This window comes from Hahella sp. CR1 (assembly GCF_029813005.1).
Taxonomy (GTDB): domain Bacteria; phylum Pseudomonadota; class Gammaproteobacteria; order Pseudomonadales; family Oleiphilaceae; genus Hahella.
On sequence record NZ_JAPELK010000001.1, the window covers coordinates 50,134 to 70,587 of the forward strand.

The 20,454-nt window shown below is 55.2% G+C and carries 22 protein-coding genes; 4 read left to right on the top strand and 18 right to left on the bottom strand.

The features are described from left to right. Positions 1-233: 233 nt before the first annotated feature. From ONV78_RS00235 to ONV78_RS00285, 11 genes are all read right to left on the bottom strand, one after another. Positions 234-560 (bottom strand): hypothetical protein, encoded by a 327-nt coding sequence (locus ONV78_RS00235; RefSeq protein ID WP_216738953.1) that lies wholly within the window; start codon positions 558-560, stop codon positions 234-236. Between the two features lie 133 nt (positions 561-693). Then, positions 694-1,221, bottom strand: coding sequence for a tyrosine-protein phosphatase (locus ONV78_RS00240; RefSeq protein ID WP_279500133.1), 528 nt, complete (start codon positions 1,219-1,221; stop codon positions 694-696). 22 nt (positions 1,222-1,243) lie between these two features. Further along, the gene (locus tag ONV78_RS00245) at positions 1,244-1,729 is read right to left on the bottom strand and encodes an NlpC/P60 family protein (protein ID WP_216738951.1); all 486 of its coding nucleotides are present in this window, start codon (positions 1,727-1,729) and stop codon (positions 1,244-1,246) included. A gap of 47 nt (positions 1,730-1,776) precedes the next feature. Then, positions 1,777-2,400 carry a response regulator transcription factor gene (locus ONV78_RS00250; RefSeq protein ID WP_216738950.1) on the bottom strand — a complete coding sequence of 208 codons (624 nt, stop codon included), beginning with the start codon at positions 2,398-2,400 and terminating at the stop codon, positions 1,777-1,779. A gap of 10 nt (positions 2,401-2,410) precedes the next feature. Next, positions 2,411-3,751, bottom strand: coding sequence for a cache domain-containing protein (locus tag ONV78_RS00255; protein WP_216738949.1), 1,341 nt, complete (start codon positions 3,749-3,751; stop codon positions 2,411-2,413). Between the two features lie 61 nt (positions 3,752-3,812). After that, positions 3,813-5,099 carry a TRAP transporter large permease subunit gene (locus ONV78_RS00260; RefSeq protein ID WP_216738948.1) on the bottom strand — a complete coding sequence of 429 codons (1,287 nt, stop codon included), beginning with the start codon at positions 5,097-5,099 and terminating at the stop codon, positions 3,813-3,815. After that, complete coding sequence (locus ONV78_RS00265) at positions 5,096-5,641, bottom strand: TRAP transporter small permease subunit (protein WP_216738947.1); 546 nt, start codon at positions 5,639-5,641, stop codon at positions 5,096-5,098. The genes ONV78_RS00260 and ONV78_RS00265 overlap by 4 nt, the downstream gene beginning before the upstream one ends. A 158-nt stretch (positions 5,642-5,799) precedes the next feature. Then, positions 5,800-6,924 carry a TRAP transporter substrate-binding protein gene (locus ONV78_RS00270; protein WP_127968078.1) on the bottom strand — a complete coding sequence of 375 codons (1,125 nt, stop codon included), beginning with the start codon at positions 6,922-6,924 and terminating at the stop codon, positions 5,800-5,802. 216 nt (positions 6,925-7,140) lie between these two features. Continuing rightward, positions 7,141-7,641, bottom strand: a complete 501-nt coding sequence (locus ONV78_RS00275) for a protein-tyrosine phosphatase family protein (protein ID WP_279500138.1) — start codon at positions 7,639-7,641, stop codon at positions 7,141-7,143. A 42-nt stretch (positions 7,642-7,683) separates the two neighbouring features. Beyond that, positions 7,684-8,154 (bottom strand): hypothetical protein, encoded by a 471-nt coding sequence (locus ONV78_RS00280; RefSeq protein WP_216738944.1) that lies wholly within the window; start codon positions 8,152-8,154, stop codon positions 7,684-7,686. 84 nt (positions 8,155-8,238) lie between these two features. Next, positions 8,239-8,610, bottom strand: a complete 372-nt coding sequence (locus tag ONV78_RS00285; RefSeq protein WP_279500140.1) for a hypothetical protein — start codon at positions 8,608-8,610, stop codon at positions 8,239-8,241. Positions 8,611-9,033: 423 nt separating this feature from the next. Here ONV78_RS00285 and ONV78_RS00290 point away from each other — a divergent pair, with 423 nt between their 5' ends. Together ONV78_RS00290 and ONV78_RS00295 are read left to right on the top strand one after the other, a co-directional pair. Beyond that, the gene (locus ONV78_RS00290; protein ID WP_279500142.1) at positions 9,034-9,801 is read left to right on the top strand and encodes a transporter substrate-binding domain-containing protein; all 768 of its coding nucleotides are present in this window, start codon (positions 9,034-9,036) and stop codon (positions 9,799-9,801) included. Between the two features lie 160 nt (positions 9,802-9,961). After that, positions 9,962-11,878: a 5'-nucleotidase C-terminal domain-containing protein gene (locus ONV78_RS00295; RefSeq protein WP_279500143.1), complete on the top strand. Its 1,917-nt coding sequence runs from the start codon at positions 9,962-9,964 to the stop codon at positions 11,876-11,878. Positions 11,879-11,917: 39 nt separating this feature from the next. Here ONV78_RS00295 and arfB read toward each other — a convergent pair whose 3' ends face one another. From arfB to ONV78_RS00310, 3 genes are all read right to left on the bottom strand, one after another. Next, entirely contained in the window at positions 11,918-12,337 is a 420-nt protein-coding gene (gene arfB / locus ONV78_RS00300) for an alternative ribosome rescue aminoacyl-tRNA hydrolase ArfB (RefSeq protein WP_279501749.1), read from the bottom strand. A 2-nt stretch (positions 12,338-12,339) separates the two neighbouring features. Further along, a complete protein-coding gene (locus ONV78_RS00305) occupies positions 12,340-13,173 on the bottom strand; it encodes a hypothetical protein (RefSeq protein ID WP_279500146.1) in 834 nt (277 codons plus the stop codon). A gap of 90 nt (positions 13,174-13,263) precedes the next feature. Continuing rightward, complete coding sequence (locus ONV78_RS00310; RefSeq protein ID WP_279500148.1) at positions 13,264-15,087, bottom strand: P-loop NTPase fold protein; 1,824 nt, start codon at positions 15,085-15,087, stop codon at positions 13,264-13,266. A 321-nt stretch (positions 15,088-15,408) separates the two neighbouring features. On the opposite strand from ONV78_RS00310, the gene ONV78_RS00315 reads away from it, so the two are divergent. Next, complete coding sequence (locus ONV78_RS00315; RefSeq protein ID WP_216739001.1) at positions 15,409-15,948, top strand: HNH endonuclease; 540 nt, start codon at positions 15,409-15,411, stop codon at positions 15,946-15,948. A 25-nt stretch (positions 15,949-15,973) separates the two neighbouring features. Here ONV78_RS00315 and ONV78_RS00320 read toward each other — a convergent pair whose 3' ends face one another. Continuing rightward, the gene (locus ONV78_RS00320) at positions 15,974-16,888 is read right to left on the bottom strand and encodes a hypothetical protein (RefSeq protein ID WP_279500151.1); all 915 of its coding nucleotides are present in this window, start codon (positions 16,886-16,888) and stop codon (positions 15,974-15,976) included. Between the two features lie 97 nt (positions 16,889-16,985). Further along, complete coding sequence (locus ONV78_RS00325) at positions 16,986-17,906, bottom strand: ion channel (protein WP_279500153.1); 921 nt, start codon at positions 17,904-17,906, stop codon at positions 16,986-16,988. A gap of 258 nt (positions 17,907-18,164) precedes the next feature. On the opposite strand from ONV78_RS00325, the gene ONV78_RS00330 reads away from it, so the two are divergent. Next, complete coding sequence (locus ONV78_RS00330; RefSeq protein ID WP_279500157.1) at positions 18,165-19,121, top strand: alpha/beta hydrolase; 957 nt, start codon at positions 18,165-18,167, stop codon at positions 19,119-19,121. Between the two features lie 4 nt (positions 19,122-19,125). On the opposite strand, the gene ONV78_RS00335 is transcribed toward ONV78_RS00330, so the two are convergent. Together ONV78_RS00335 and ONV78_RS00340 are read right to left on the bottom strand one after the other, a co-directional pair. Further along, entirely contained in the window at positions 19,126-19,770 is a 645-nt protein-coding gene (locus tag ONV78_RS00335) for an isoprenylcysteine carboxylmethyltransferase family protein (RefSeq protein ID WP_279500159.1), read from the bottom strand. A 57-nt stretch (positions 19,771-19,827) separates the two neighbouring features. After that, on the bottom strand, positions 19,828-20,145 hold the full coding sequence (locus ONV78_RS00340) for a GIY-YIG nuclease family protein (protein ID WP_279500161.1): 318 nt from the start codon (positions 20,143-20,145) through the stop codon (positions 19,828-19,830). Positions 20,146-20,454: the final 309 nt, after the last annotated feature.

The following is a 20,454-nucleotide window of genomic DNA, read 5'->3' on the forward strand; positions in this document are numbered from 1 at the left end:
CCCCCAATGATCCTCCAATGACCTGCGGGTGCTGCCCGCAAAAACTTTCCCCGTAACTTGATCGGTAGCAGTAAAAACTATCACCAAAAACCTCAAATTCGTTGCCGCACACTCTTCTTTTTCCTGCTCGAAGACCTAACTTCGAGAGGGCCGAACATTATAAAGAGATAACCGAAAATTATAAGGGCTGACAAACAGTCTCAAATGTGCATGGCGGGAAAAATTTTGTGAAATTAGAGGTCGATTTCGGGCTCTCCAGCGCAGTCAAAGGTCAGTTCGAACGCATCCGTCGTAACGATAATCTTTTGTTGCGCGCCTTTCTGCGCGCTCAGCACGCCAATAACAGTGGGCATATAGTCAGCGTCGCCGACGGCGTCAAAATAATCCGCTTTGCAGGTAGTGACCCCGGAAAAAATTGCTCTTCTGGTAACGATGCCGGATTCCGGCTCCGGTGTGAGATCCAGACACAATTTTGCGGTCAAAGGAGAATAGTCGATTCTGACGACCCAAAATGGATCGACGCCGATCAACTTCCTTTCAAGAAGATTCGTCATTTTCATGGTCAGTCCCACACAAGGGTTCAATATTAAATTGAACCATCATAAAGGAAAGAAACCTGTTTAGACTGGCGTTAGTTGATTAAAAATTGGTTAATTCCGCCGCAAGAAAACCGCTACGGATTGTCACCTAAAATCAGATTAGCAAGGCTTGCTTGAGAAAGGCGGACACGTCAGGACTGTACACATAATCAGATGCGCTGCCGATGCCTTGTAAGGCGGTTTCTATATTAACGCTATCCGCTACGCCGTCGGACAGAAGATATTCTTCAACAATGATGTCTTGAGGCACATCAATGAGAGCAAGGATCAGCGCGACAACAACGCCGGTCCTGTCTTTACCCGCCGTGCAATGAATCAAAAGCGGGAAGGCGGCGTCTGCACATATTGCCGCGAGCACTCGATTGAGCCAGTTACGCACCGCGCCGCTTGCTGTGACGTAATTTTCAACACTGTCCACGGCGGGAATATGGAGCTGCTTTTTGCCTACAAAGACTTGATCTGGACCGCTTCTCAGATTAAGGATGCAATCCACGGGCGGAAGTTCTGACACGCTGAATAGCTCATTAACCGTGCCGCCGCGGAATAACACGCCCTCACGCATTAACTCGCGCCCGGAAAGGCAGTTCACTGCCTCTCCGACGTCACGCAGATTGGGAATCACTCTAGACGACGCTTGTCTTTACTTACTTTACCCGCCGCGCCTGCCAAAAATGGTCGGCCCAGTAGCCGTTATGCAGATAGGCCAATTCCACGCCGTTACTGGTGGATGCATGCAGGAAACGGTTATTTTCCACGTAAATGCCGACATGTAGCCCTTTCCAGCCGCCGGGTTTGAAGAACACCAGATCGCCGGGCTGCAGTTCTTTGCGGCTCACCTGACGCCCTTTTTGCGCCAACCCTTTCGTGGTTCTGGGCAGCCTGGCGTCGAAACGCTCCTGAAAAGTGAGATACACCAGGCCTGAACAGTCCACGCCGGACTTATCAAGGCCTCCATAGCGGTAGTCTACGCCGCGCCACTCGTCATACTGGTCATACAAAGCGGCGGCGACAGGGCTGGATATTTGTTCTGGAGAGGGTATCGCCGTCGGCGGATGATTCACCCGCACAGAGCTGCACCCGGAGGCGAACGCCATCAGAATGGTGATTAATATGAACCCGGATATACGCATCGGCCGATCCTCTAAACTTGCGCTGACAGGCGAAACGATAAACCGACTTACATTAACCCATGCTTAATGGCGTACTTGGTTAATTCCGCCGTGGAGCTAAGTCCCAGTTTCGCCTTGATATTCTGCCTGTGAGTTTCCACTGTACGCACGCTGATGGCAAGCTCTTCCGCAATCGCCTTGTTACTCTTGCCTTCCGCCACTTTCTTCAATACTGACGCCTCCCGGTGAGTCAGACTGGCGGACGTCTCGCCGCGCAACTGCGGCTGGGAAAACAGGGCTGCGGAGGCGCCGCTGCTGATATAGGTGCCGCCTTCATACACTGTGCGAATGGCGCGAATCATTTCATCCACAGACACATCTTTAAGAATATAGCCCTTGGCGCCTTTGTGCAGAATCTGCGACACATACTCTTTATTGTTGTGCATGCTGAGAATCAGCACGCGGGTATCGGGAAAGTGCTGCGCCATATACTCCGTGGCGTCGATGCCGTTCATGCGCGGCATGCTCACGTCCATCATCACGACATCCGGTTGATGGGTCGCCACCGCTTCAATCGCCTGCTGACCGTCGGTGGCCTGAGCCACTACATCAATGTCCGGCTCCTGCTCCAGCCGGGCGCGGATGCCTTCCAGCACCAGAATATGATCGTCAACCAATACCAGTCTTATCATTCTTGTCTCTTTATCCCATGAAGGTCACCTGAATGCAGGTCCCTTTGCCTTCTTCCGAATGTACACTGAAGTTTCCGCCAAGAAACTCCACTCGCTCGCGCATATTGCGAATCCCGATGCCTCTGCCGTGGCCGAGACGCCGCAACGAAAATCCTGCGCCGTCGTCCTTCACTTCCAGAAACAGCCCTTCCGCATCCTGCTCCAGGCGTAACGTCACCTGCCTGGCGCCGGCATGTTTTTCCACGTTATATAACGCTTCCTGGGCGATGCGGTAGAGGGTCGTGGCGATATCTTCATCCAACTTGGTTTCCGATACCTGCAGATACACGGATACGTCGATGCCGGAGCGCTCTTCAAAATCTTCGCCCAGATGCTCCAACGCCGCCACCAGACCCAGATCGTCTAAAATGCTGGGGCGTAAGTCGTGACTGATACGCCGCGCCTCCTGAATCGCCTGCTTCAGAGTTTCCCGCCCTTTCAGCAGAGGTTCGCGCAAGGTCTGCTGGCTTTCCTGCAGCAGGCCCAGCACCGTCTCGATACGATATTTCACCGACACCAGCAATTGATTGATGCCATCGTGCAGTTCCCGCGACACCCTTCGCCGCTCTTCCTCCTGCAACTGCACCGTTTTATGACTGAGTTCCTTGAGGCTTTGATCCGCCAGGCGATGTTCATGCACGTTGAACCAGATTGATGCAATCAGCACACCCATCACCGCCAGCAAGGCGATAATGACGAAGGTCAGCAGCGCATCCGCCACGTTCTCGTCCACACCGTCTTTGATCAGCTCCATCTCCTGTTGAATATCATCAAGATAGAGACCAGTGCCGAACATCCAGTTCCAGGGCGGCAGGGACTCCACATAGCTGATCTTGTCCACAGTCACCCGGGAGGTGGGTTTCTGCCAGAGATAGTTGTGAAAGCCGCCGCCTTCCGTGGCGCGCGCCAGCAGATTGCGGATAACGTAGTTACTGTTGTTGTCCTTAATATTCAGCAGGTCCATGCCCACCAGTCCGGGCTGGGTGGCGTGCACCAGATTCACGCCGCTGGGGGTGTAGGCGAAGAAATAGCCGTCCTCACTGAAATGCATGCGCTGCATCAGTTCCTGAATGCTGCGCTTCGCCTCTTCGTCGGACTCCGCCTTCTCAATGAGGTAGCCGGAGGTGATGCGCATGATGCTGACATAGCTTTTCAGCGCTGTTTCCTTGGAGCGCAGCAGATTGTTCTCAAAGGTCTCCAGTTCACGCTGCGCCAGCTCATCCGCCAGATTCACCATCGCCAGCGCAAATGCGATGGAAATCAGCAGCAACGGCGCTAACGCCAACAGAACAACTTTAGTGCGCAGCGTCATGACGCAAGCCTCCAGCAGATAAACAGGATCTGGCGGAGCGCCTCCCTGCGCATCGCCTCAATCAGACTTCAAAGCCAAACAACCCTGGCGCGACCAGCAGCAAAATCAGCACCAGCGCCTGCAGGATGATGAATGGCGTCACGCCCCGGTAGATGTCCATCGTAGTCACCTCTTTCGGAGCGACTCCTTTAAGATAGAACAAACTAAACCCAAACGGCGGCGTCAGGAAGCTGGTCTGCAGGTTCATGGCGATCAGCACCGCAAACCAGACCATACTGATGCCCAGCGATTCCGCCACCGGCGCCAGGATCGGCACAATAATAAAAGAGATTTCCACGAAATCGATGAAAAATCCCAGCACCAGAATAACCAGCATGGTGAGGATCAGGAAGCCCCACTTCTCACCGGGCAATTGCGTCATCCAGTGCTCCACCAGCGTATCGCCTCCCGCATAGGTGAAGGTCATGGAAAACGCCGTCGCGCCCAGCAGAATCGCAAACACCATGGCGGTGACCGTCACGGTTTCGCGGCTGCACTCCCACACCATTTTCCAGGAAAACTGGCGATAGCACACCGCCAGCAGCAAGGCGCCCACGCCCCCCAGAGCGGAGGACTCCGTCGGCGTCGCGACGCCAGTGAAGATCGAACCCAGCACCACCAGAATCAACGCCAATGGCGGCAGGATAGAGAACAGCGCGATTTTCACCTGCTGCGCCCGGTTCTCGCCGTTGTCCGGCAATGCCGGCGCCATATCGGGATTCAGCCAGGCGACGATCAGAATATAGGCAATGTAGGCGACGATCAGCACCACACCGGGAACCACCGCCGCCTGAAACAGGTCGCCTACGGGAATGCCCATCACATCGCCCAGAATAATCAGAATAATAGAGGGAGGAATAATCTGCCCCAAGGTGCCGGAGGCGCAGATGGTCCCGGTGCTCAAACCCTTGTGATAGCCGTACTTCAGCATGACCGGCAATGAAATCAGCCCCATGGCCACCACGCTGGCTCCGACCACGCCCGTAGAAGCCGCCAGCAAGGCGCCGACCAGTACGGTGGAAATGGCTAAGCCGCCGCGCACGCCGCCAAAAAGACGTCCCATGGCCTCCAGCAGCTGCTCCGCCAATCGTGTCTTCTGCAACACCAACCCCATGAAAATGAACATGGGAATGGCCATCATCACGGTATTTTCCATGATGCTTTGAATGCGGTACGGCATAAAAGCGAACAGCTCCGGCCCCTGGGCGATCAAGCCGAACACCAACGCCACGCCGCCAAAAGTGAATGCGACGGGGAAGCCGAACATCAACATCAGCAATGCCACCGCGAACATAATAATGCCGATCACGCCAAGCCCTCCTTCGCATGAGACTCTGCGTACTTCTCTCCCAACAGCAGCACTCTCAGCGCCTGAGTGATCATGCCCAGGCCGGACAGCAGAATCAGCAGAGAGGACAGAGGAATCAATGACTTAATGATCCAGCGATAAGGTAAACCGCCTGGATCGCCGCTGCCTTCCATCAGATCGAAAGCATCCACGGTGAAGCCAAAACCGAAATACATCACCAGCAGTGAGAATGGCGTGACGAATACGATCGCCCCAACCATGTTGACGATGGCTTTCACTCGATCCGACCAGCCTTCATACAGCACATCCACGCGCACATGGCCATCCGTACGCAGCGCATAAGGAACGCCTAATAAAAAGACGGCGGCGAACAGATGCCACTCCAATTCCTGCATGCCGATAGACACCTGATTGAACAGATATCGCATCACCACGTCATAAAACACGTTGACCAGCATCAGCAGGAAACAGCCTGCGGCGATAAGGCCGCAGAGGTGAGACGCCCGCTCGAACAGGCGATCGAAGATCTTAATCCACTGCATATTCCACTCCGGCCCGGGCGCAGGACAGCCCTCCAGCAGATTGCTCCCACACACAGCGCCTCCTCAGGCCCGCCTATAACAGGCAGGCGCTTTGTAGACGCCAGTGAAAGTTCCGCCGGAGGCGCGCTCTGTCTGAGCGGCTCCGGGTTTAACTGCGATTAGCCTTGGGGTTGGCTGTTGAGGTAGGCGAGATCGGAAATCTCGGTCCAGCGACGCGCTTTCAGCATGTAATCGTGCTGCGACTTGAGGATTTCCGCAGCCATGGGATCGGTAGCGGCTTTTTCCGCCAGCAGCTCGTCGTTCGCCTTACGCATGGCGGCGATAACTTCTTTGGGGAACGTGCGCAGTTTGACGTTGGGGAATTCCGTTTGAATGGTCGCCCAATTCACCGCGCTTTCGTGAGTGGACTGAATATACATGTCGTAGGCGGCGGTGCGCATGGATACCCGCAGAATCTCCTGCAGGTCCGCAGGCAGTTTCTCCCAGGATTTCTTATTGATCATAAACTGCAACTCGGTCGCAGGCTCATGCCAGCCGGTGTAGTAATAAGGCGCAATTTTGTGGAAGCCCATCCGCAAATCCAGAGAAGGACCGACCCACTCCAGAGCGTCGATGGTGCCACGCTCCAACGCGGTATACAGCTCGCCGGATGGGATATTGGTGGGGCTCACGCCGATTTTGGCCAACACTTCGCCGGCGAACCCAGGAATACGCATTTTCAGACCCTGCAGGTCCTGCAGCGAGTTGATTTCTTTCTGGAACCAACCACCCATCTGGTTGCCGGTATTACCGCCAGGGAACGAGAGTATGTTGTGCTTGGCGTAGACTTTCTCCATCAGATCCATGCCGCCGCCGTAGTAAAACCAGGCGTATTGCTCCGGCGCGATCATGCCGAAAGGCATGGTGGTGAAGTAAAGCGTCTCAGGCACTTTGCCTTTCCAGTAATAGGAGGCGGAGTGCCCCATGTCATACTGGCCAGTCTTGACCATATCGAACACGCCGAAGGGCGCTTTGTGCTTGTTGGCGGAATCAATGGTGATTTTCAGCCGGCCATTGGACATCTTCTCCGCCATCGCCGCCATATTGCGGGGCGCATCGCCGAATATCGGGAAGTTAGGCTGCCAGGTTTCCGCCAGTCTCAAGGTATACACTTGTTCCGGGGCTTTGGCTTCTGGGGAGGCGGCCTGCGCACTGGCGGCCGGACTGGATTCGTTGCATCCGGAGATTCCGAAAGCCAACAAAACAGATACGGGAAGGATTCTCAGGAATCGCTTAAGAGTCATATTGTGTACCTTTCTTATATTTATTTTCGCGTAATAACCGCCGTCGCCGTTAAACGGCAATGGGCTCGCGTCGCACTCGTACCCGGGCGCTTCACAAAATGCTCTCTTTTTGACTGATCAAATTCTATCCGTATTAGCGCCGTTAGGCGGTGGGCGAATACGCCCGCATAACTACGGACTCAATCTAAGTAGTACTACGTAGACGAGAAGTTGACATTATTGGGATAAGGCGCGGGCATGCTCTATCACCCAGCGCCGCTGCGCGTCCGTATCCGGCACTTCCACGCCGCGTTTCAAGCTGATTTCAGCGAAAGCCTGCTCTGGGGTCCAGCCATGACGCACCAGCAAAGAGGCGGCGATCGTGCCAGTGCGTCCGATGCCGGCGCGGCAGTGAATAACCAGATGATCGCCCGCCAACACGGCGGGATAAATAGCGTCCAGCAGTGCGGCGACGTCCCGCACGGACCTGGGCAACCCGAAATCGGGAATGGGGAAATGGGTAAACGCCATGCCCAAGCAGCGACACAGCTCCGGCGCCTGCGTCAACCCCAGCTCACGAATCTCCTGGGTCTCCAGTAGAGACAGCATCCTGGTGACGCCGCTGCGGGCGATACCCGCGAACTCCTCTTCCATCCACTCCCCGGCGACCGGTTTGGCCATGACGGAAAAGCGGCCGTTTCCAATAGGTTGAACGGGGTAAATGGTGCTGACGAGCACGTTTTGACTCCTTAGCTTACGAATAATCGAAAGCGGCTATTTTTACTCAGCCCCCACGTACTCGTAAAACAATTCGCAGTAATCCACGTCTTTGTCCGCGCCGGCGCGCAGGCGCTGTTTCAATTTCTGAGTAGTGGCGTGGTTGGCGGCGTAGTCTTTGAGTTCGCCCTGAAACTCATAATTCATCGCTTCCACCAGCTCGCAGAGCAGCCGGTGATCGCAGTGGTCGATAAAACCCAGGGACTTGTCCAAGGCGCGCTTGAAGTCTTTGGTAAGGAGAGAGCCCAGCGCGGAGGCCTTCAGCCATTTGTCCGCCCGTTCGTCGTCCAGTATGTGCTCGCTCAGTTCGGTGGTTTTCGGATGATTGCGGATGGCGAGTTCAACAAGGGCGGAGTTGGCGCAGAAGGGTTCTGATTGATAATCCTGGACTAATTCTATCAGGGTATTTTCCTGAAGCGCCGTCCAGTCCTGCTCATGGGGAAAAGTCTTCTGAATATCGTGGAAGTCGGTCATTCCTGCTTTCTCGCTGATTATTATTCCTTTCGCGCCCACTCCAACGCGCCTGCATCAGAGCGGACGACTTGTCACATCAGCAGCTTACCAGTCTCGCCACTGGCTGGCGATACCCTCCCCGTCGCCATAATTTTCCGGATCGATGCCCGCCGCTACCGCGATGGCGTCAAACAAATCGCACAGCTCTTCCCTTTCCGCCGTTTCGATCAAGTCCCCGCCCACTGTGTCGTTAAGGTAGTTAAGCGACTCCACGGCGACCTCAAACTGTTTGACCTTCACCTTCTCCGTCGCGCCTTCACCCAGCTCCAGCAGAGCTTGCAACAAATTATCCATAATCCGTCTGGCGGCGGTGTTATTCTCGTCCGTATATTGCTCCAACCCATCCTGGAAACGCTCCGCCCAAAGATCGAAAGGATACTCTTTCTCGGTGCGCCGCAATCGCTGTTCATATGACAAATCAATGTCCTCCTGTCGACAGAGTGGGTGAACATGGCGTGAGAAAAGAGAGCGAAAGCTTAACCCGGAGCGTCTCGGCTCCCTTTTCTCACGCAGACGCAAATTGTAAACATCGAAACGACAGGATCACGCTCCCCACGCCCTGATCCGGCTTATTCGCAACAAAATCATGACAATTTGACTCGTTTTCCATCGATATACTGTAAAAAAGTCAAATAGCGTCACTTTTAAAAAGAGTGTAAAAATACGGACGCTGGGAACGCGCCTGAATTGAAATAGACCAGGGCCGGACATACTTTAGATTGGTGAAATTTTGCCCAGCGCGAGTTCGTGCGACGACGCTCTTCTAAACATGCACTCGTCACGCTGCGCCGGGCCTCATGATAATTCTTGATTTGGTTTCGAGCATACGGGTAGGTCCTATTGAGCATCGTTTTATTACGTAGATTGGCGTTCTGGTTACTGGTCAGCGCAGGACTCTGGACAACCGCCGCCTCCGCTGACAGTTCCATCAATCTGGCGTGCAACTACTTCCCTCCTCAAAAAATCGACTCTCCCGAGAACACGGACCGGCCGGGCTACGACATCGAGCTGTTACAGGCCGCCTTCCAACAGGTGGGCGTGGCGGTCACCTTCCGCTATTTCCCATGGAATCGCGCGCTGGAACTGGCCAGAACCGGAACCTACGACGGCCTCTGCAGTTGCTCGTATCTGCCGGAAAGAGAAAGCTTTCTATACTTCTCCGACGAACTGGGCGCACTGGAGAAAGGCTTTTTCACCTTGAGCGGACGCAAAATTCATAAAGTCGGCGCACTGAGCGATATGAAACCCTACAAGCTGGCGGTGGTGCGCGGTTACAACCTGGAGACGGAGCTGGAAAAAGCGGGACTGGAAAACATCGAAACCGTGGGAACAGACAAACTGCTGCTCAATATGCTCACCTTCCAGCGCGTGGACGCCATCTATTCCTTCGCCGATACGATTCAGTATGAGGCGCAGCAGATGGAGAATCCCCCCGAATTGAACTTCATCGGCATATCCAGCGCGCCCTATTACACCTGTTTCAGCAAAAGACATCCCATGAGTCTGGACACCATGCTGAAGTTCAACAAAGGTTTACGCATGATTCGCGAGTCCGGCGAGTACGACCGCATTCGCCAGAAATATCTGGGCGTCCCCAAGTCATCCTGACGCGACGTCATATCGCTGTCGCTCCCTTGACGCCGCGCCACAGGGAGCGCCCCTCTTCCCTTCTCCGTTAGTTGCAACATTGCCGCAATAATTCAGTGGGACACTCCCTGCTCCGATAACAACGAACTTCAACACTCAAATTCACTGTGGAGCATGTCTTATGGCGCCTTTTCCTTTAACGCGCGCAGGCGCAGTATTGTGCGCGTCGATCGCACTCGCCGCCTGCAGCGACAGCAACAACACCCAAAGCAATGACGACTCCGGGTTCAGCCTGAGCATCCTGCACATCAACGACCATCACTCCCATCTCGCCGCGTCCACCTTCAGTTACGACGTGAGCGCGCTGGGTCTGCAAACCAAGGCGGATAACGGCTCTGACATCGGTTCGGTGACCGTTTCTTACGGCGGTTTTCCCATGTTGACCAGCCTTGCCGACACCCTGGCGGATGAAAAGCGCAATGTCCTGAAGCTGCACTCTGGAGACGCGGTCACCGGCACCCTGTATTTCACTCTGTTCGGCGGCGAAGCGGATGCGGAGATGATGAACAGGATCTGTTTTGACGCCTTCGCCCTGGGCAACCATGAGTTCGACAACGGCGATAGCGGCCTGGCGTCATTCCTGAACTATCTGGCGGCGGACGATTGCGGAACCGACGTCCTGGCGGCCAACGTCGCTCCCGGCGACGCCTCGCCTATCGCCCAAGGCTACATCAAGCCGTATGTCATCAAGGAAGTGGGCGGCCAGAAAATTGGCCTTATCGGTATCGATATCGCGCAAAAAACCCAGGAATCCAGCCGTCCTGACGCCGGCACCACTCTACTCGACGAAACCGCCACCGCGCAGAAATACATCGATGAAATCAGCGCCCAGGGCGTCAACAAAATCATCCTGATGACGCACTACACTTACGCCAACGACCAAACCCTGGCGGCGAGCCTGACTGGGGTGGATGTCATTGTCGGCGGCGACTCCCACACCTTGATGGGCGGAGAAACCTTCACCCAACTGGGCTTCAACGTCGTCAGCGACTACCCGAAAAAGGCCACGGATAAAGCCGGGGACGCGGTCTGTATCGTACATGCCTGGGAATATGCGCACCTGCTGGGCGCCCTGGACGTCAGCTTCGACGCCAGCGGAAAAGTCACCGCCTGTAGCGGAAATCCTTACATGCCAGTCGCCAAGTCGTTCACCTATACAGCCGCGGATAAAGTCACTAAAACCCTGCCTGCCGCTGACGCCGATCTGGTGACGCAAGCGCTGACCAGCCGCAAGGAAATCGTCTCCACCACGGCGGACGCCATTTCAGAGCGCCTGCTGGCGATTTATGACGATGAAGTGGATACCCTGAAGCAAACCGTGATCGGTACGGTGTCAGACAACCTGTGTCTAGTGCGCTGGCCCGGCGAATCTCGCTCCAGCCTGTGCGACGTGTCGGAAAACTATGTCAACGGCAGCGACATATCCAATATCGTCGCCAAAGCCTTCCTGACCGTGACGCCCACCGCCGATATCGCCATCCAGAACGGCGGCGGCGTGAGAACGGACATTCCCATGGGCGACCTCACCGTGGCGGACGCCTTTACGTTGCTTCCCTTCTCCAACACCCTGGTGACGCTGGAGATGACAGGACAACAAATCGTCGACGTGCTGGAGGATGCGCTGTCGAATACCTTGGATAACAATGGCTCTTCCGGCTCCTACCCCTACGCCGCCGGCCTGCGTTTCAATGTGGACGCCTCACAGGCCAAAGGCGCGCGCCTGTCCAATGTGGAGGTGAACTCACGTGTGGCGGGGGATTGGAGCGCCATCGACCTGAACGCGACCTACACCGTGGTCACCAACGACTTCATCGCCTCTGGACAGGATGGCTACAACACGTTCGCCACGCCTTATAACGCCGGCCTGTATGTGGATACGTTCACCGAGTATGCGCAGGGATTTGTGGATTATGTGGACGCGCTCACCGAAGACGGCATGACCGTGTCTAAACTGCCGATCGCCGAGTACAGCACTCAGCAGTACATCGGCCGCGACGGTTGCAATCACAGTTTGTCGGCGGACTGCGAGAACTATTAATCAGGCGGGACAATATCATCGCCATATTAATAATATAAATCAGTCGTAACGGTTCACTCGCCCGCGGGAGGATTTGACCTGAGCGCGCTTGGTTTTGCCGTCCAGGCGTCGGGTTTGTGAGCCCTTGGTAGGCTTGGTGGCGATGCGTTTCTTGCGCGTCGCCATCGCACTCACGATCACTTCCTTCAGCCGCACCAGCGCGTCCTCGCGATTTTGCTCCTGAGTGCGATATTGCTGGGCTTTAATGACGATAACGCCGTCCTTAGTGATGCGCTGATCGCTCAGCTCCAGCAGCCTTTCCTTGTAAATGTCCGGCAATGACGACGCTTTGATATCAAAACGCAGATGCACGGCGGAAGACACTTTGTTGACGTTCTGCCCCCCCGCGCCTTGGGCGCGGATGGCCTGCATGTCAATTTCATGGTCGGGAATGCTGACTTTGTTGGAAATCTCCAGCACGATTACGAAGCCTCCGGGTCCGTGTATGTGGTCAGCCGGTTTTTCCATCCCGGCAGCCATTTTTCCTTTTCGATAGGATTTGCGGCGTTATGCGCCCGTCTTTCCAGCACAAAGATCGCCGCCATGCGGAACGCCAGCAAAGGCGTCCTTCCCTGCTCAAAGCGATCCATCTCCTCCAGCACCTGCTTCAGGCCCCAGCCCTCGCCTTTATATCGCTCCGACTCCGACAGGCCATCGCCTTTGAAGTTGACGTAATCAATCAGCGCATAGGCCCCGCCACGGGTTTCGCTCAAGCGCATGACCCGCAGACGGATGGTTTCATGGCTGCCGACCGGCGCAGATTCAATGATCGCTTCCAACGACGTGGACGCCCGCTGAAACATAAAGGCAACCTGCTGCGCTTTGGTGCGCTCCAGAAAGCCCCGCAGTTCTTCGACTTGCGGACTGTTCTCAACCGCCAGAAACGCCTGTCGGGTTGGCCAGGGGGCGTCGAGTGGGTCCAGCTCCAGTATCCAGGAAGGAGCGACCACGCCTTGCGTCAGCATGTATTGAAACAGCAGAGGAAAGCTTTCCTTGAACTTCTCCTCGACACCTGCGGGATACCAGATGAAATGACCGATTCCCAGGGATGGAAACGCCTCGCCCTGATTCCAGGTCACCAGACACTCGCGCTTGCCCGCGCATTCATTTTGAAAAACTTTGCGCCCTACCCAGTCCAGATCCGCATCGCCAAGATGCAGTTGCGGACTGGATGTAGTCTCTGCGCAAGCGGAAAGGAACACTGTCACGGCGATAATCAGCGGCCGCAAACACCCGCCCAAAACTCTACTCAGCATAAAACGTACGATCAATAACCTGCCTTAAATACTCACTTTACTGGTATGCGGCGGGAATTGGTATCGGGTAAAGGTTGGGGGCGTCCTGCTTCAGCCCTTCAGCACGGGCTCAATCTCCTCGGTTTCAATGGCGGGCAGCACAAACGCCCTGATCGCCGGAATGAGTTTGTCTTCCCATGCCGGCTCTTTGATGATCGTCAGAACGTCATGATCGATGCGGCCCAGGCTGTCGCCGTCTTCCAGCGGTTTCACCCGCTCGCCGCGCAGAAATTTTTTCCAGTAATGCAGCCCTTTCTCGCCAAGCTGATCTGGATGATCGTTGACGTATTCCATCGCAAACAGCGCAACCATCATGGGATAAGCGAGAGGTTGCCGCTGTTCGCTCAGGCCCGGCGCTTCATCCTCCGTCTGCAGCCAGTCCTCCCGCAGGTAAGCGCGCAACAGGTTATAACCGTTATACAGGCGCTTGATTTGTCTGGGATTACTTAACTCGAAATGCTCCAACCAGTAGTAGAACGCTTGTTTTTGCTGGGGCGCCATGCCTTCCGCGCTGGCGCGAGCCGGGGAATCGGGCAGCAGTTTATGAATCGCCATGTGAGACGTTTCCTGCTGCGGGTCAGCCTGAGCGCCGCAAACACTTCCCAGATAGCGCGTTACGGCGGCCGCATCCGGCTCGCTGAGCGTAATAGGCACATGCATGACTTTCGCCAGATAATCCCGCGCAATCGCCTGGGGATTCTGCCATTTGTGCTGCGGGGCCAGCTTTTCGTAATGCATCGCCAGCGCAGTGAGGGCGATCTGCTGGTTGATGGCGATGATCACGGTGACGCGGGGAATATTCATTACCAGACGCAGGGTCTCAAAGGTTTTGACGATGTTTTCATAACTGCAGCGATCCAAATCCTCCACCACCAGCAGAAAGCGGCTTTCCGGTCCTTTTTTCGGATTCAGCCGCAGCTCGCAGAGCGATTGCAGATGGTTGTGCATGACCGGAGCGGTTCCCAGATAGTGCCCATAGGTGGGCAGACGCAGATACGTGTTCAACTCCGGCGCCATGGGACTCGCCCAGACCGTCTGAAAGTATTTGTAGGAACCCGCCAGCAACAATGCGGGAATATGCGCGGCGATTTTGCCGATGCCTGAGGAGAACACGGAAGTGTCGTCCGAGTATTGCACGCACCAGAATACGATCTGCAATCCCAACACGGCGGCGAAGATACAAATGCGCTCTGACTTCAGTTTCCAACCAAACTTGAATGTCAGCAGCAGTTTTTGCCGGTTGTGATATCCCAGGTACAGCAAATACAGGATGGAGGACGCCGCCAATACGACGCTGGCGGACATCAGCCAGGACACCATGCCGTCGCCGATTAAATTGGTCACCCAGGTATTGAATCCGGCGTAGGCCTTTAGAAAATGCAGCGCTGCGAGAGCAAGAATAATCACCGCAGCCAGTGAAAAAAGCGCCTTTCCGACCATATTAAGCTTCAAGGAAGAGGATTTCCCGTTCCCTGCCGGTGTTGCAAACGCTGACAATGCCTTGATCGTCTCCTGCGCCAGCCCGGCCTGAGGACTCTCCGTATGCTCGTATTTCCAGGCGTTATACTCGCCGAAGAGAAAGGCCTGCTCCTCACCGTACTTTTCCCGCAGCGTCTTCTTCAACTGCTGAATAAACGAGGTTTTGCCAACGCCCCAATCCCCCATGAGCCCAATGGTTTGATGATCATTGTTAGCCGGGGCGGCCAGAAAGCCAGCCAGGGTATCCGCCAAAGGCGACCGGTTGAGCATGTCCTCGTCATTGCTGGTTTCTGAGGCGATTTTGGTGGAAGGACGGTAGGCGGACAGCGGCGCTTTATTCACTGTCGGCGCGCCTCCGACTGTCTGCAACTGCGCCTCTGAAATACTCCCGCTCATATCCGTGTCCCTGCTCTGAAAGGCTGATGTTGAAAGTGTAGCAGAGGGAGAGAACCACCCGGTTATTGATGACTGGACAGGCAGCATAAGAAAGTGGCTTCGGGAAACCGTTTCCCGCCATTTTTACAGCGCTTACGCTGACCACTTTCAGGAATACAAAATCCGTTCCGGGCGTACAAAAAATCATCGACTTGCTCACTTAATTTACCGAAATACATGGAAAAAACTGCTCACTTGTAATACAACTGTCAGAGTAAATGTATTTCATATAGCACTGGAACGTGCCTAATTGACGAAAGATCAGAGGTGTCCATGTATCCCATGGTACTCAAGATAACGCCGTCAGGACTTCCTCAGTGTTGGCTGGATGTTTACGCCGCCGTGACTGAGATCGTGTGCGATAGGGCGTTATACACATTTGGAGAAATATGCTCCACCCTGCATGGCGGGTATAACTCGCAAGGAGTTCAGTCCAGTATTGACGTGCCGCAGATCATCGTCGGCCGCAAGGACCCCAAAGAACTGCGCAGCATTCCTCCCCTCCTCAACCGCTACCTTTTTTCCCGAGACAGCTTCCGCTGCATGTACTGCGGCGAAAAATTCCACCACAGTCTGCTGAGCCGCGATCACATCGTGCCCTTGAGCCGTGGCGGTCGTAACGTGTGGACCAATGTGGTGACGGCCTGCAAACGCTGCAACGGGCATAAGGGCGCGCGACTGTTGAGCGAGTGCAACATGGAATTGCTGGCGGTGCCTTATACGCCGAACCGCTACGAGTATCTGTATCTGGCCAATCGACGCATTCTGGCGGATCAGATGGAGTATTTGAAAAAAGGCTTCCGCAACCTTCTGGTGGCGTAACAGCGGAAGCGCCCCTCAATTTGCTTCAGGTCCCAGAGCACCTGTGGCTTTGATCGCCCAAAAGATGCCTGCGCAGCGCCATGGGCGCGGCGAAGGAAGAGCCTTTCAATGGCGGCCAGGGTTTCGCCGGATAATCCGTACGTTCAGGAGAATAGCCTGTGAGACAGGTTACCGGCACATCCGCGCAATCATCTCCGTCCACATCGTAGCCTACCGGCGCGCCGGTGGCGTCCAGCACCAGTCGGAAGAAGTAGGCGGCTTGCTCGTGGGTATCCACTAATTCGTTATCGGCGATGAAGTCGCCCAGTTCCGCCTCCACCGCGCCCACCGTCACCACGCCATCCGCAAAGGAATAGGTGTTGACCATGCCGCGCCCGCCATTGCCGGCTATGGTGTAGACCTGCACGCCGCTTTCCGCCAGATCCTCCATCAGACGAATGATGCGATAGCTGAGATTCCATACCGGATCATGTTCCGCCCAGCTGCGCACGACCGCTTTGTAGTTTTCCACATTTTCCGCACGCAGGGGCTTTTCAAAAGCGCTGATCAAAGTGGAGGACTCCCATGACAACACCACCGCGTCGATGGGCTCGCCCCAGAAGACATGTTTGCGTACTTCCGCCAACTGCCGCAGGATTTCTTCCTGCGCAGGCTGACCGGGAGTCAGAGGATAGGGCGTCACCTCCACTTGCGGCGCGGAGGCCAGCAGGCTGACGATGTCGCCATGGTATAGCGGTTCTCGCTTGCGGTCGCGATCCAGATCGACCATGCCGTTGAGCCAACCATCCATATCCTTGTCTTCATCGGAAGCGAAGGACTCGTCGCCAGGATAAAAACGGTCAATCACCGCCACCCTGTATAAGGGCTGCGTAGGCGCGGGCGGCTCCAGACTGCATGAAGCGCTCAACACCGCCGCAACCATGAAATATGAGAATCCCATAAGCCGGCTCCCGAATATTTCAATCCTGTCACAATTAATTTAACTATAGCCCATGTCCTGAAGGGACAACGGCGGGATCAGATTCCAACCGGGCCGTCTATCGCGTCATTTTCTTCACGAAAACGACAACAAAAAGCGCCAGGGTGAAACTGCCGACAAAGGCTTCGGTCGCGGCGAACGCGCGGGTGAGGCCCACCGGGGCAAGGTCTCCATAGCCCAGGGTGGTGAAGGTGACGACGCTGAAATACAGACAGCTCAGAAAATACTGCAATTCCGACCACAAATTGGCGCCGCCGCCCGCATATAGGGCCTGCTCTCCTTCGCGGATGCCCAGGGTGAAATAGATCAGTGAGAAAGCCAGCACCATAAGACAGGAAAAAATAATGACGCGGTCAGGACGCTCCCCGTATCCGCAGAACAAATCCACCAGTTTGGAGACGAAGCGCGCGCCAGAGAATGGCGGTAGCTGGAAACGTCGCATCAGCATTTCTTTCTGGAAAAAATGGCCGGCGGTTTCGAAAAGGCCCTGCTGCTCTGCGACTTTGCGCAAATGCCGATAGATTTCTTCCGCCTGCTGATACAAATCCAGCTTCTGCTCACGATTGGAGGCTTTTTCCGCCAGTTTCTCCTGCAGCAGTTTTTCGCCCCACTGGATGTGTTCAATTTTGGTCTGCTCAAACACCGCCCCCAACAGGTTGCAGTCCTGCAGGTTGGCGCAGTGTAAATTCGCCTTGCTGAGGTTGGCTTTCATCAGGGAAGAGCCCCGTAAATCCAAGTGAAAGCAATGGGCTCCTTCCAGGTTGGCGCGGTAAAGATCGGACTCCACCAGTTGATAGCCGCCCTTGGCGTTGCGCCGCACCAGATCAACCCCGGACAGTTCCGCACGGCTCAACTTGAATCCGCGCATGGGCTCGCCCGTACGGGCGCGTTGCTCCAGCTGAAACTTCAACTCATCGCTTTCTTCGCGATCGGCGTCGCGCCAATAACTGTCGTCAGGGGGTTGGGTGTCAGCGTTCATAGCCTGGTTCTCCACCGCAATCAGCCTGGGCGTCATATTCATGTAGAAGCAAAAGACGCGTTGATTTACAGATCAATCTCAGTGTAGATCAGTGTGGAGGATTCGGCCGCGCCGCCACTCAGATTCAAGGCTAGACCGTTGCCTCGGCGGCTCCGGATTTGATTAAATGTCCGCTTACGGCAGCCCTTAAATCCCGTGTCCAGCGACGCTCACAGGGCTCCTGTCTGTCAGTATGGATTTACAGGAAACAGCATGCGCATGTCTCATTCCGCTCAGATTTTCCGGGCCGGGTTTCTCATCGCTGCGCTGACCCTGCTGTCGGCGTGTTCCGAGATCAAATACGGCCTGTACGATCTCGCCATGGACTTCGAACGCTCCCAGGCGGGCGTCATCCCCAAAAGCCTGGAGACCCAGGGGCGTCATTTCGCTTATCTGGAAAATCAGGCGCCGCCGGACGCCGAAACGATCCTGCTGTTGCATGGCTTCGGCGCCAGCAAAGAAAACTGGCTGCGTTTCATGCGCCACCTTCCCCCGCGCTATCACATCGTCGCCCTCGACCTGTTGGGCCATGGCGACAGCAGCAAGGACACCAGCATTCCCTATGATATCGACGATCAGGTCGGCTACGTGCGCGCCTTTACCGAAGCCGCCGGCCTGAGTCGTTTTCACTTGATGGGAAATTCCATGGGCGGAGCGATTTCTTCGATGTACGCCGCCGAATATCCAGACAGCGTCGCTTCGTTAGTGCTGATGGACCCCGCTGGCGTGTATGACTTTTCCAGCGAGCTGGAAACGCGCCTGCAAAAGGGAGAAAACCCGCTGATAGTGAGAAAGCCGGAGGATTTTGACGCCCTCATGGAATTCGCCATGGAGGACAAGCCTTTCATTCCCTGGCCGATTACCTCCGTGCTCACGGAAAAAGCCATCGCCAACACGGGCATTTACGACCATATATTCGCGGAATTGGTGAGGGAGCAGCACCGGTATGACTTCAAGCAAGTGTTGCTGGACATCAGAAGCCCAACCCTGGTGCTGTGGGGGAAAGAAGACCGGGTGATCAACTACCGCAATGCGGAGGTATTCACCCGGCAGATCGCCAATTCACGCAAGATGATCATCGATGGCGTCGGCCACGCGCCGATGATCGAAGCGCCGGAGGAAACCGCGGAAATCACCCTGGTTTTCATGCGTCTGCTGGAAGCGGAAAAGCGCTGAACGCTTAATCTTGCCAGCCTGGCCCTATGGCCTTGCCGAAACGGGGCAGCCAGCGGGGCGCCCGCTCGCAATAACGCTCATAGGCTTGTCCGTATGCGCGTCGCAGAGCGGCCTCCTCCAATCGCGTTTGAATGGCGATCATCCCTGCGCCGATGAGCAGGCACGCCAAAGTAAACAGTGACGGCAGCGCCAGAAACAGCCCAATCTGGCCGATATATACGCCAGCGAACAACGGATTACGGCAATAACGGAAAGGCCCTTGAGTCAGCAACTGCGCCTTGCCGTCAGTATCAATGCCCGAGCGCCAGTCCGTGTGCATGTAGGAATGCACGTAATCAATCAACCCAAAAGAACACAGCAGCAAGCCGACTCCCGTCCACAACACCGCCGGCGTGTATAGCGCAGGAAATACGCCAAGATAGGCGTCCACATCGGGATAGAACACCCGCGCCACCGTCACCGCCAGAATCAATAAACGAAACAGATTGAACACCCAGCGCACAAACCAGCTTTTGCTGGCGGCGGAACCGTAATGAATATGACTGACGCCTGTGCGCTTGCGCAGCCCCAGGCTACGGCAGGTGTAATGCACGCCAATCATGGTGAAAAAAATAGCCAGAAAGTGGCTGACGATTACGTCCGTGGACATCGTGTTGTTCTCCCATCTCACTTGGTGAAGGTCGCATCAGGAACGCGGGACCTGTCGTCACAGGCCGAAGCAACTACGATTCAACTCCCGAAAAGCGCTATCCAATACATTTTCTTCTATCAGGCGCAGTTTGCCACTGCGTTTTAGTTTTTTAATCTCAATTTCCCGGCGGCTTGCGCTGGCGCGATCGTGTCCCGCCTCCGCATACAGCAGACGCACTGGTTTACGCCCGCGAAAATACTTCGCCCCATTGCCCTGCAAATGATCCCGAAAACGTTTCGCAGGGTTATTGGTGATGCCGGTATACAGCGAGTTATCGCTGGCCAGCAACATATACACGCACCAACTCATCGCGGCGACTTCATTTTCCGACACCGTTCGGACCACCTGTAGTTTTATTGGTATGCCGCCAACTTGGCTTTGAAGATGACGAAGGGAGGATTTTACCCCAGTCCACTGGGATTTGTTGACTGAACATCTCGCCATAAAAGACGATTTTCAGGATGCGCATTTTTTGACCGTCACGTCAGAAAATGCACTCTTGTTGATCATATGGTCAAATAATAAACAGAACCTGATTCTATCCCGGATTAGTCCGTCCAACTTCGCCAGACTCAGGCTGACGCCTCATAAGCAATTGATTTGCCGCTTATTAAATCCGTTTTGTTTGCAGCCGCCTCTATT